General features: G+C 74.2%; 12 protein-coding genes. 7 read left to right on the top strand and 5 right to left on the bottom strand.

The window, feature by feature from the left end:
* Positions 1-290 (bottom strand): PLD nuclease N-terminal domain-containing protein (locus AOM03_RS09760; RefSeq protein ID WP_082092322.1); only part of this gene is annotated, 290 nt, incomplete at its 3' end.
* Between the two features lie 32 nt (positions 291-322).
* On the opposite strand from AOM03_RS09760, the gene AOM03_RS09755 reads away from it, so the two are divergent.
* A complete protein-coding gene (locus AOM03_RS09755) occupies positions 323-583 on the top strand; it encodes a DUF4229 domain-containing protein (RefSeq protein ID WP_062380764.1) in 261 nt (86 codons plus the stop codon).
* 45 nt (positions 584-628) lie between these two features.
* Here AOM03_RS09755 and AOM03_RS09750 read toward each other — a convergent pair whose 3' ends face one another.
* Both AOM03_RS09750 and AOM03_RS09745 read right to left on the bottom strand, forming a co-directional pair.
* Complete coding sequence (locus AOM03_RS09750) at positions 629-1,510, bottom strand: 1,4-dihydroxy-2-naphthoate polyprenyltransferase (protein ID WP_062380762.1); 882 nt, start codon at positions 1,508-1,510, stop codon at positions 629-631.
* Complete coding sequence (locus AOM03_RS09745) at positions 1,507-2,541, bottom strand: AMP-binding protein (RefSeq protein WP_162197279.1); 1,035 nt, start codon at positions 2,539-2,541, stop codon at positions 1,507-1,509. Before AOM03_RS09745 ends, AOM03_RS09750 begins: the two co-directional genes overlap by 4 nt.
* 36 nt (positions 2,542-2,577) lie before the next feature.
* Here AOM03_RS09745 and AOM03_RS09740 point away from each other — a divergent pair, with 36 nt between their 5' ends.
* Positions 2,578-3,666 (top strand): DUF3048 domain-containing protein, encoded by a 1,089-nt coding sequence (locus tag AOM03_RS09740; RefSeq protein WP_062380758.1) that lies wholly within the window; start codon positions 2,578-2,580, stop codon positions 3,664-3,666.
* A gap of 9 nt (positions 3,667-3,675) precedes the next feature.
* The gene (locus AOM03_RS09735; protein ID WP_227589953.1) at positions 3,676-4,386 is read left to right on the top strand and encodes an SIR2 family NAD-dependent protein deacylase; all 711 of its coding nucleotides are present in this window, start codon (positions 3,676-3,678) and stop codon (positions 4,384-4,386) included.
* A 19-nt stretch (positions 4,387-4,405) separates the two neighbouring features.
* On the opposite strand, the gene AOM03_RS09730 is transcribed toward AOM03_RS09735, so the two are convergent.
* Complete coding sequence (locus AOM03_RS09730; RefSeq protein ID WP_062380756.1) at positions 4,406-5,875, bottom strand: DUF2510 domain-containing protein; 1,470 nt, start codon at positions 5,873-5,875, stop codon at positions 4,406-4,408.
* Between the two features lie 142 nt (positions 5,876-6,017).
* Between AOM03_RS09730 and AOM03_RS09725 the strand changes: the two genes are divergently transcribed.
* Together AOM03_RS09725 and AOM03_RS09720 are read left to right on the top strand one after the other, a co-directional pair.
* A complete protein-coding gene (locus tag AOM03_RS09725) occupies positions 6,018-6,263 on the top strand; it encodes a type II toxin-antitoxin system Phd/YefM family antitoxin (protein WP_062380754.1) in 246 nt (81 codons plus the stop codon).
* Positions 6,260-6,688, top strand: a complete 429-nt coding sequence (locus AOM03_RS09720) for a type II toxin-antitoxin system VapC family toxin (protein WP_062380752.1) — start codon at positions 6,260-6,262, stop codon at positions 6,686-6,688. The genes AOM03_RS09725 and AOM03_RS09720 overlap by 4 nt, the downstream gene beginning before the upstream one ends.
* Positions 6,689-6,703: 15 nt before the next feature.
* Here AOM03_RS09720 and AOM03_RS09715 read toward each other — a convergent pair whose 3' ends face one another.
* Positions 6,704-7,633 carry a 1,4-dihydroxy-2-naphthoyl-CoA synthase gene (locus AOM03_RS09715; RefSeq protein ID WP_062380750.1) on the bottom strand — a complete coding sequence of 310 codons (930 nt, stop codon included), beginning with the start codon at positions 7,631-7,633 and terminating at the stop codon, positions 6,704-6,706.
* A 240-nt stretch (positions 7,634-7,873) separates the two neighbouring features.
* On the opposite strand from AOM03_RS09715, the gene AOM03_RS09710 reads away from it, so the two are divergent.
* Both AOM03_RS09710 and menD read left to right on the top strand, forming a co-directional pair.
* Positions 7,874-8,761: an o-succinylbenzoate synthase gene (locus AOM03_RS09710; protein WP_062380747.1), complete on the top strand. Its 888-nt coding sequence runs from the start codon at positions 7,874-7,876 to the stop codon at positions 8,759-8,761.
* A complete protein-coding gene (gene menD / locus AOM03_RS09705; RefSeq protein ID WP_082092304.1) occupies positions 8,758-10,449 on the top strand; it encodes a 2-succinyl-5-enolpyruvyl-6-hydroxy-3-cyclohexene-1-carboxylic-acid synthase in 1,692 nt (563 codons plus the stop codon). The genes AOM03_RS09710 and menD overlap by 4 nt, the downstream gene beginning before the upstream one ends.
* The last annotated feature ends 8 nt before the right edge of the window (positions 10,450-10,457 follow it).

Genomic DNA, 10,457 nt, shown 5'->3' with positions numbered 1-10,457 from the left:
TGGCTCTCGCCCGTGCCCTTGCGGCGGCGGGACTGCTCGCGCAGCCAGGCGAGGTACTCGGGATCGTCGTCCGGAGCGATGGGCTGGCGGCGCGGCTGCGGCCCGTGGTCGGGCTTCATGCGGCTGATGACGATCCAGGCGACGGCGCCCAGGATGGGCAGCAGCAGGATGATCGCGGCCCAGCCCCACTTGGGCAGGCCGTACGGCTCCTTCTCCGGCCGCTGCATCGCATCCGACATGGCGTAGACGACCAGCGCCAAATACAGGATGAGCGGCAGTACTCGAAGCATCCATCCATGTTAACGCCCGGTAGCGTTAGCGCATGAGCGTGCTGACGTATTGGGCGGCCCGGACGGGCGTCTTCCTGGCCATGTTCGCGATCCTGTGGCTGGTGGGGTGGCGCGACCTGCTCGCGTTCTTCGCGGCCTTCATGCTCGGGTGGCTGGTCTCGTACCTGGCCTTCCCGGGCCTGCGGGTGCGGGCCAACGAGCAGATGGCCGGGTGGATCACCCGCTCCGAGAAGGGCATCCGCGAGGCGGACGCCGAGGAGGACGCGGAGCTCGAATCGCGCCGCGAGGCCTGACCGCGCCCTGACCGGGCGCGGGGGCCGCGAGGTCCGACGCCCCGCTCAGCTCGAGAACGCGAGCCCGAGCGCGAGCAGCAGGCCGTAGGCCAGCCCCACCCCGGAGATCCCCGCGAACATCACGGCGAAGTTGCCGCGGCCCGCGGCTCCCATCCGCATGCCCAGCGCGATGATGACCGAGGGCAGCGCGACCACGGTGGAGATGAGCACCCACGGGTGGGCGAAGGCGATGAGGATCGAGCAGCCGACGGGCAGCGTCACGCACGCGGCGAACAGCTGGCGCGCCCGCGCCTCCCCGATCTTCACCGGGAGCGTGCGCTTGCCCGCGAACAGGTCGGTCTCGAGGTCGCGGATGTTGTTGACCAGCAGCAGCGCCACCGCGTAGAGGCCGAGTCCCGCGGAGGCGACGGCAGCCCACCAGGTCACCTCGCCGGCCTGCGTGAGCAGCGTCCCGAGCGTCGCGACGGGGCCGAAGAAGATGAAGACGCTCACCTCGCCCCACCCGTCGTACCCGTACGGCCGGTCCGATCCGGTGTACGTCCAGGCCGCGACGATCGCGACCACGCCCACGGCCAGCAGCCACCACACGCCCGACAGCATCACCAGCAGCAGCCCGAGGACGGCCGCGACCGCGAACGCCAGGTAGGCGGCGAGCTTCACGGACGAGGGCGCCGCCTTGCCGGAGGCGACCAGCCGCGTGGGGCCGATGCGGTCGACGTCCGTCCCGCGCACGCCGTCCGAGTAGTCGTTGGCGTAGTTGGAGCCCACCTGCAGCGCGAGCGCGACGCCCAGCGCGAGGAACGCGAGCAGCGGCCGGAAGGAGCCCAGGAGCAGGGCCGATGCGCTGCCCACCAGCACCGGCGTCGCGCCGGTCCACAGGGTCCGGGGGCGGGCGCCGGCGATCCAGTCGGCGGTCGTCGGGGTCATCGGTGCTCCTTCCGGGCCGCGAGCGAGCGCGCCGCGGCGCGGTCTATCTTGCCACCCGGGGTGCGGGGGACCTGAGCAGGGACGATGCGCCTGGGCCTCGCGTACGCCGGCAGGCCGGCCGCGGCGGCGGCGAGCGCCTCGGGGGAGGCGGCGCCCTCGACGACGGCGACGACGCGCTCGCCCCACGCGGCGTCGGGGACGCCGACCACGGCGACGGCGACCACACCGGGCGCGGACTCGAGGGCGGACTCGACGGGCTGCGGGTGCACCTTGACCCCGCCGGTGTTGATGACGTGGTCCGCGCGGCCCAGGACGTGGAGGCGCCCGTCGCGCCACTCGCCCAGGTCCGACGTGACGAACCAGCGCACGCCGTCCTCGACGACGAAGGCCCGGTCGTCTCCGTCGGCGTAGCCGTCCGCGAGCGTGGGGCCCGCGAGGCGGATGTGCCCGTCGTGATCCACGCGCGCGAGCGCTCCGGGGACATCGTCGGTGCCGGGGAGCACCGCGCCGTCGTACACGCAGCCGCCGCAGGTCTCGCTCATGCCGTACGTGCGCACCACGTTCGCGGGCGCCTCGGTCGTGCCGAGCGCCGCGCCGCCCACCAGCACCGCGTCGAAGGCGCCGAGCGCCTCGCGCCCCACCGGGGAGTCGAGCAGGCGCCGGAGCTGGGTGGGCACCAGGGAGACGTGCCGCCGCGGCTCGGCGACCAGCTCCTCGGCGACCGCCGCGAAGCCCTCCGGCGTGAAGGGGCCGGGCGGCATCGCGGCGACCCGGGCATCGGCGAGGGCCGCCCGCGCGAGCACCATCGCGCCGCCGATGCGGTCCGCCGGGAGCGCGAGCAGCCAGGCCGCCTCGCCGCCCAGGCGGGCGGCGGTGAGCGCCGCGGAGGCGCGCACCGCATCGGCCCCGATCCTCACCAGGCGCGGGGCGCCGGTGGAGCCGGAGGTCGCCACCTCCCAGCCTGCCGCGCGTCCGGAGGTGACCTTCGCCACAGCATCAACGGGCGAGGCGGCGAGAGGTACATAGGTCACGCGGGGGAGCCTAGTGGCGAACGTACTATTTCGGGCATGAGCAAGACGCGCCTGTCCGGCGCGCTCGCGGCCGCTGGAGCTCTCACTCTGCTCGCCGCGTGCGCCCCCGCCACGACCACCTCGTCCGCCCCGCAGGCCACCGTGTCGGTGTCCGTCGAGCCGTCCATCCCGTCGCTGCCGGAGGCGCCCGAGGACCCGCGTCCCGAGGTCGTGTGGCCGCTCACCGGCATCGAGGCCGCCGACGTGGACCAGGAGGACCTCGACCGCCCGGCGCTGTCGATCAAGATCGAGAACTCGTCGGCCGCGCGGCCCCAGGAGAACCTCGACAAGGCGGACGTGGTGTTCGAGGAGTACGTCGAGTACGGCATCTCGCGCCTCATCGCGGTCTACCACTCGGACTACCCCGACTCGGTGGGCCCCATCCGCTCGATGCGCCCCATGGACAAGAACATCATGGGCTCGTTCGCCGGGCCGCTGGTCTTCTCGGGCGCGCAGGCGCGCTTCGTCTCCGCGACGCAGAACTCCGGCCAGAAGGTGATCGCCCAGGACGTGGGCTCGAGCGGCTTCTACCGCACCTCGGGCCGCGCCGCCCCGCACAACCTGCACGGCTACCCGGCCGAGTTCGCGCGCCAGGCCTCCGACATGCCCGCGCCCGAGGCGCAGTGGGAGTGGGCGTTCCCCGCCGAGACCGCGACCGCGCAGCTCGAGGGAGAGGCCGCGTCCGTCATCGACATCACCATGTCGAGCCAGTCGCAGCCCGAGTGGCGCTGGGACGCGGACGCCGACGCGTGGATGCGCTACGAGGGCTCGAGCCCCCACGTGACGATGGACGGCACCCAGCTGTCCGCGACCAACGTGGTCGCGCTGTGGGTGGAGATCAAGTACACGTCGTCGAACGGTGGCTCGTCGGTGCCGGAGACGCTCGTCGCGGGCAAGTCGGGCACCGGATACGTCGCGTCGGGGGACCAGTACATCCCCATCAACTGGTCGAAGGCGGGCCAGTACGACCCGTTCGTCTTCGCCACCGAGTCCGGTGACCCCGTCTCCTTCATGCCGGGCCAGACCTGGGTCGAGCTCATCCCGAACAAGGGGATCGACCACGCGACCGCGATCGACATCAGCTAGCCCGTCGCCGTGATCACGGTCCTCACCGGCGCAGGGATCTCCACGGCCGCGGGGATCCCCGACTTCCGCGGCCCCGACGGGCTGTGGACGCGCAGGCCCGAGCGGGCGCGCCTGCTGGACATCGACGTGTTCGTGGGCGACCGCGAGGCGCGCATCGAGGGCTGGCGGGACTGGCGCGCGCATGGCGCCTGGTCGGCGCGGCCCTCGCCCGCGCATCGTTCCCTGGCGCGCCTGGTCGCCGCCGGGGCCTGCCGGGACCTGCTCACCCAGAACATCGACGGCCTCCACCGGGAGGCCGGCACCCCGGACGATGCGGTGGTGGAGATGCACGGGACCCTCGCCACGACGTCGTGCCTGGGATGCGGGGCGTCGATGCCGACGGTGGACGTGCTGGCGCGTCTCGACGCATCGCCGGACCCGGTGTGCGCCGTGTGCGGAGGGATCCTCAAGCCGGACGTCGTGTACTTCGGGGAGGCGCTGTCGGAGGCGTCGCTGGACCGGGCGGGGCGCGCGGCGCGCACGTGCGACGTGTTCGTGGCGATCGGCACGACACTGCAGGTCTACCCCGTGGCGGCGCTCGCGGGGGCCGCGGTGCGGGCGGGCGCGGAGCTCGTGATCGTGAACGCGTCGCCCACCGCGTACGACGCGGAGGCGCATCGCGTGATCCGCGAGCCCATCGAGGACGCGGTGCCGGCGCTGGTCGAGGAGTGGCTGGGCTGAGGGCTCGGCGCGCCCCCCGTCACCCGCCGGCGAGGCTCGTGTCGACCATCCAGTCGGAGTCGGGCCGGTGGCTCGCAGGCTCGGTGGGCAGCAGGAGGAACTCCTTGGACTCGTAGTCTCCCGAGTCGTCCCAGGTGACGTCGACGAACTTCCAGGTGCCGTCGACCAGGACGCGGTTCCAGGCGTGCGCGCCGCCCGACCCGTTGTCCCACGCGTCGCCCGTGACCATCACGCTCTCGAGCCCGTAGTCGAAGGCGATCGCGTGGAAGGCCTGCGCGTAGCCGTTGCAGACGGCGGTGCGCTCGGCGAGGATGCCGTACGCCTCCTGGGACTGGGCGACGTGCGGTCCGCTCTCCCCGCGGTCGATCGCCTCGGCCGCCGCGTAGTCGTAGGTGGCGTTGATGCGGATGAGCTCGTGGATGATGTCCGCGGCCTCGGCGTCCGTCGCAGGTGCATATCCGCGCACCATGTCCGCGATCTGGCGCGCCCCGCCGGCGGTCGTGGCCTGGCGCCTGCGCTGCTCGTCCGGGTCGTAGGTGTACTCGGGTGAGATCGTGACCTCGACGCCGGCGCCAGACGTCACGGTCCTCGTGTTCCACCGCTGGACGAACACGTACGGGTTCTGCGTGAGCGCCTCGTGCATCGCGGCCGTGATCGCCCGGTCAGCATCGCCGCTGGACGCCCAATGGCTGACGTCGATCGCGTCCGTGTGGGCGATCATGTGCGCGGCGAGGTACTCGACCAGCTCCGTCGAGCCGAACACGGGGTAGGCGACCGAGGGCGTCTCCGGCCGCGTCGCGGGGCCGGAGACGTCGCCCGTCGCGCCGCCGTCCCCAGGCGCCGGCTCGGCGTTCCCTGCCTGCTGCTCGCCCGGTTGACCCGCCGGCTGCTCGACCGGTTGACCCGCCGGCTGCTCGACCGGCTGCTCGACCGGCTGCTCGGCCGCGGCCGGCGCGTTCGCATCGTCGCTCGCGAGGTCGCCCCACCACTGCGTCAGCGTGAGTACCGCCGTCACCGCGATCGTGGCGATCACGATGACGCCCAGTGTTCCCGGCCGCCTGCGCTGCGGTGTCAACCGGGGAGGGGGTGCCGGCATCCCGGCGGCGGGGCCGGAGAGGTAGTCCGGGGGATCGCCGAGAAGCGACGGTGGCTCGCCGCCCGCCATGGAGGAGCCGGAGGTGCCCGACGGAGACCCGGAGCCGTACGACGGACCCGGGCCGTACGGCTGCGGCGGCCCGTAGGGCGGCGGCGACGAGTAGGCGGACGAGGGCCCCGCCGTGGGCGCCGAACCGTGGGCCGATCCGAGGCCGTCGCTGGCGCGCGCGAAGAGGTCCGAGGCCGGCGCGGCATCCGGCCGCGCCGTGCCGTAGGTGCGCCGGGTCTGGCCGGTCCACCGGCGCCCGTCCCAGTAGCGCTCGAGGTGGGGCGCGGTGGGGTCGGGGAGCCACCCGGGCGGCGACGCGGCGGCGTCCCAGGAACTGCCGCTCACCGTCGCGCCTTCGTCATGCCTCTATTGTCCCGGACGCGTCTGACACGCGTGCGGGCACATGGCCCTGCGTGTGGGGAAGGCCTCAGGGGCCCTCTTCCATCGGTGTAGCGATATCGCTACAGTTGGGGTGGAGGTGCGTCGGATGGCCATCAAGACGTTCACGGCGAGGGACCTCAACCAGCGCTCCGGCGTGGTGACGCATGCGGTCGACGAGGGCTACGAGGTGCACATCACCAAGCACGGCCGGGTCGTGTATCGCATCCTCGCCGTCGCTGAGGACCCGCACGCCGCGAGTCTCTTGGACCTCATGGAGTCCCTGCCCGATGTCTCGGACCTCGACGTCGAGTTTGAGCGGATGCCGGGCGAGATGCGGGACGTCGACCTGTGATCTACGCGCTCGACACGAATGTGCTGTCGGCGCTGCGCAGGCGGCGCCCCGAGGACGAGCCGGCCGTCGAGTGGGCGCGCGGAGTCGACAGCGGGCTCGTGTACGTGCCCTCCGTCGTGTTGGCCGAACTGCGGTACGGCATCGAGAGAGTGGCGCGGCGCGGGGACGCCGACCAGGCGGCGAGGCTTCGAGCCTGGCTGGACGGCCTCGTCAGGGCCTACGAAGGCCGCGTGCTCGACCTCACCGCCGATGCGGCGCTGGTCGCCGGGGAGATGCTCGCGGACCCGCAGGCGCCGGCCATGGCCGATTGCCTGATCGCGGCGACGGCCCGGGTGCACGGGGCCACGCTCGTCACGCGCAACGGTCGGGACTTCGCCCGAACCGGGGTCGACTTCATCGATCCCTGGGCTGCCCACCTGGACTGAACCGGGCGGGCCGTCCTAGTACGCGTACGGGAACCTGGTCCAGTCGGGCTGGCGGCGCTCGAGGAACGCGTCCCGTCCCTCCTGTGCCTCCTCCGTCATGTAGGCCATGCGGGTGGCCTCCCCGGCGAACACCTGCTGGCCGGCGAGCCCGTCGTCGGCGAGGTTGAAGGCGAACTTGAGCATGCGGATGGCCTGCGGCGACTTGGTGGCGACGATCCGCGCGTACTCGAGCGCGCGCTCCTCCAGCTCCGCGTGCGGGACGGACTCGTTGACGGCCCCCCAGGCCGCCGCATCGTCCCCCGAGTACTCGCGGGCGAGGAAGAAGATCTCCCGCGCGCGCTTGTCGCCCACCTGGCGCGCGAGCAGCGCGCTGCCGTAGCCGGCGTCGAAGGAGCCCACGTTGGCGTCGGTCTGCTTAAAGCGCGCGTGTTCCTTCGACGCGATCGACAGGTCGGAGACCACGTGGAGCGAGTGCCCGCCACCGGCCGCCCACCCATTGACCGCCGCGATGGTGACCTTGGGGGAGGTGCGCATGAGGCGCTGGACCTCGAGGATGTGCAGACGCCCGCCGTAGGACGGCGCGTCCGCCGCGGAGCCCTCGTAGAGGTAGCCGTCCTTGCCGCGGATGCGCTGGTCGCCGCCCGAGCAGAACGCCGGCACCCCGTCTGCGGCCGGGCCGTTGCCGGTGAGGATGATCGCCGCGACGTCGACGGTCTGGCGGGCGTGGTCGAGCGCGCGGTAGAGGTCGTCGACGGTCTGCGGGCGGAAGGCGTTGCGCACCTCCGGCCGGTTGAACGCGATACGGACCGCGGGAAGGTCCCGCTCGACGTCTCCCGTGCGGTCCACCCAGCGGTGGTAGGTGATGTCCCCGTCGGGGAAGCCGTCGATGGCGCGCCAGCGCGTCGGGTCCATGAGGTCCGAGACCTGGACGGGGATGTCGCTCATGGGGCCCGAGCGTATCCGGCGGGTCGGGCGTCGGGCCATTCCGCGTCCGGTCCGACATGCGGGTCGGTGCGCGCACCTATGTCGGACCGATGCGCCGAGCATCCGACGTGCGGGTCGGGGTGCAGGTGGGAGGCAAGCGCGGCGCTGGCGGGGTGCAGGCGGGGCGTAGCCGGGGCGCACGCGGGGCGCAGGTGGGCGCCCAGGCCAGAACCCGGTCCCGCACGCTCGTAGGCTGAGCCCATGGAGTTCCGCCCGTTCCGTGTCCAGCTGTGGACGCGCTTTCGCGGCACGGACGAGCGCCGGGGCGTGCTCATCCGCGGCCGCCGCCCCGACGGCACCGACGCGTGGGGCGAGTACTCGCCCTTCCCGGACTACACGCCCGAGCGCGCCTCGCGGTGGTGGTCCGCCGCGATGGAGGCCGCGCGCGGCGAGTGGCCCGCATTCGTGCGCGACCAGGTTCCGGTCAATGCGATCATCCCGGAGCTGCCCTCGGGCCGCGCCGCGCAGCTCGCGCGCCGCGGCGGGTGCGGCACGGCCAAGGTCAAAGTCGCGGGCACGGTCTCCCTGAGGGACGATGTGCGGCGCGTCGAGGCGGTCGCCGTCGCCCTGGGGCCGGAGGGCCGGGTGCGGGTGGACGCCAACGGGGCGTGGGACGTGGACACGGCCGTGCGCTCGCTCAAGGAGCTCGACGCCGCGGCCCGCGCCGGCGGCGGGCAGGGCCTCGAGTACGTCGAGCAGCCGTGCCGGACCGTCGCCGAGCTGGCCGAGGTGCGCCGCCGCACCGACGTCCTGGTGGCCGCTGACGAGTCCGTGCGGATCCCGGGCGACGCGGACGAGGTGGTCCGTGCCGGCGCCGCCGACATCCTGGTGCTCAAGGTGGCGCCCATGGGCGGCGTGCAGGTGTGCCTCGACACCGCCGAGCGTCACGGGCTGCCCGTGGTGGTCTCGAGCGCGATGGAGAGCTCGGTGGGGCTCGCGGCGGGCGTGGCGCTCGCGCGCGCGCTGCCCGAGCTGCCGTTTGCCTGTGGGCTCGGCACCTCCGTGCTGCTCGCCACCGACACGGTCCGGACCCCGTTGGTGCCGCACGGCGGCATGATGGGCGACCTCGGCCTGGACGTGATCGTGTGAGCCACCCGTCCGCGGTGTTCGCGCGCGAGCTCATCGCCGCGCTCGCCGAGCGCGGGGTGCGCGAGGTGGTGCTGTGCCCCGGCTCCCGATCGGGCCCGCTCGCCCATGCCCTCGCCGAGGCGGGGGCGGGGGAGCCGCCCCTGGGTGCCCCGCGCATCGGCCTCCATGTGCGGATCGACGAGCGCTCCGCCGGCTTCCTCGCGTTGGGCCTCGCGCGCGGCGCCGCCGCGGCGGGGGAGCCGCGGCCGGTCGCGATCGTCACCACGTCAGGCACGGCCGTGGGGAACCTCCTGCCAGCGGCGATGGAGGCGCACCACTCCGGGGTGCCGCTGCTGCTGCTCACCGCGGACCGGCCCGCCGAGCTGCGGGGAGTGGGCGCGAATCAGACCACGGACCAGGCGGGGATCTTCGGCACCTTCGTGCGCTGGGAGCAGGACGTCGCCGCGCCCGAGGAGGGCGCGGGTCCCGGCCGGGCGACCGAGCTGGCCGACCGCGCGGTGCGCGCCGCCCTGGGGGACGATGCGCGGGACGACATGGCGGCCGCCCCCGGCCCCGTTCACCTCAACCTGGCGTTCCGGGAGCCCCTGGGCGCGGACGGCGGGCTTTGGGGGGCGCCGCCGTCGGTGGAGCGCGCGCGGACCGGCGGGGTGCCCGCGGTGGACGTGGCCGGGGGCGATGCGAGGGCGGCGGCTCCGCTGCCCGCCGTCGCTCGGGGCGTGGTGATCGCGGGCGACGGCGCGGGCGACGCGGCCCGCCAGGTCGCCGAGGCCCACGGCTGGCCGCTGCTCGCCGAGCCCACGTCCGGCGCGCGCGCGGGCGAGGCCTGCATCCCCGACTACGTGCGCCTGCTCGAGTCCGAGGCGGGACGGGACCTCGCGGCGCGGGTCCATCAGGTGGTGGTGATCGGCCGGCCGACCCTCACGCGGGCCGTCCAGGCGCTCATCGCCCGCGCTCCCGCGCTGTACGTCGCCGCGTTCGGCGCGCGGTGGCGCGAGGCCCCCGCGCATGCGCTGGCGGTGGTGCGGTCGGTGCCCGAGTCGTGGTGCTGGAGTGCTTCACCCGGCGCGGTGGACCCGGAGTGGCTCGCCGCCTGGCGCGCCGGCGGGGGGCGACCGCAGGTGCCGGAGGGCTGGAATGGGAAGGTGATCGCCGCATCGTTCCTCGAGGCGCTCGAGCGGGGCGCGTACCGCGGCGAGGGCGACCCGCCGCTCGCGGTGGTCGGGTCGTCGGGGCCCATCCGGGCGCTCGACCGGATCATGCCGGCGGCGCGCAACGGGCGCCGGCCCGTGCTGCTGGCCAATCGGGGCCTCGCCGGCATCGACGGCACCGTGGCGACGGCCGTGGGCGTGGCGCTCGCCTGCGAAACCCCGGTGCTCGCGCTCATGGGCGACGTGACGTTCCTGCACGACGCGGGCGGACTGCTGGTCGGGCCGCGCGAGCGGCGACCGCGGCTGCGTGTGGTCGTGGTCAACGACGGCGGCGGGCGGATCTTCTCCGGCCTCGAGCACGCCGCGGCGCCGGCCGCGCACGTGGAGCGGGTGTTCACCACCCCGCATGGCGCGGACCTGGGCGCGCTGTGCGCGGGCTATCGCGCCGCGCACGTGGCCGTGCGGTCGCGGGAGGAGCTGGCGGCGGCGCTGGCCGCGCCGGTCGAGGGGGTCGAGGTCGTGGAGGCCGTGGTCGGCTGACGTCGCTC

Origin of the sequence: Demequina pelophila, assembly GCF_000971175.1 — a bacterium.
Classification (GTDB): domain Bacteria; phylum Actinomycetota; class Actinomycetes; order Actinomycetales; family Demequinaceae; genus Demequina; species Demequina pelophila.
The sequence above is the reverse complement of the archived record's forward strand: the minus strand, read 5'-3'. Positions and strand labels throughout refer to the sequence as shown.

Excerpts from the sequence above, each read along its gene's own strand:
- AOM03_RS09755 (WP_062380764.1), top strand. The coding sequence starts at position 323 with ATGAGCGTGCTGACGTATTGGGCGGCCCGGACGGGCGTCTTCCTGGCC.
- AOM03_RS09750 (WP_062380762.1), bottom strand. The coding sequence starts at position 1,510 with ATGACCCCGACGACCGCCGACTGGATCGCCGGCGCCCGCCCCCGGACC.
- AOM03_RS09740 (WP_062380758.1), top strand. The coding sequence starts at position 2,578 with ATGAGCAAGACGCGCCTGTCCGGCGCGCTCGCGGCCGCTGGAGCTCTC.
- AOM03_RS09725 (WP_062380754.1), top strand. The coding sequence starts at position 6,018 with ATGGCCATCAAGACGTTCACGGCGAGGGACCTCAACCAGCGCTCCGGC.
- AOM03_RS09715 (WP_062380750.1), bottom strand. The coding sequence starts at position 7,633 with ATGAGCGACATCCCCGTCCAGGTCTCGGACCTCATGGACCCGACGCGC.
- AOM03_RS09710 (WP_062380747.1), top strand. The coding sequence starts at position 7,874 with ATGGAGTTCCGCCCGTTCCGTGTCCAGCTGTGGACGCGCTTTCGCGGC.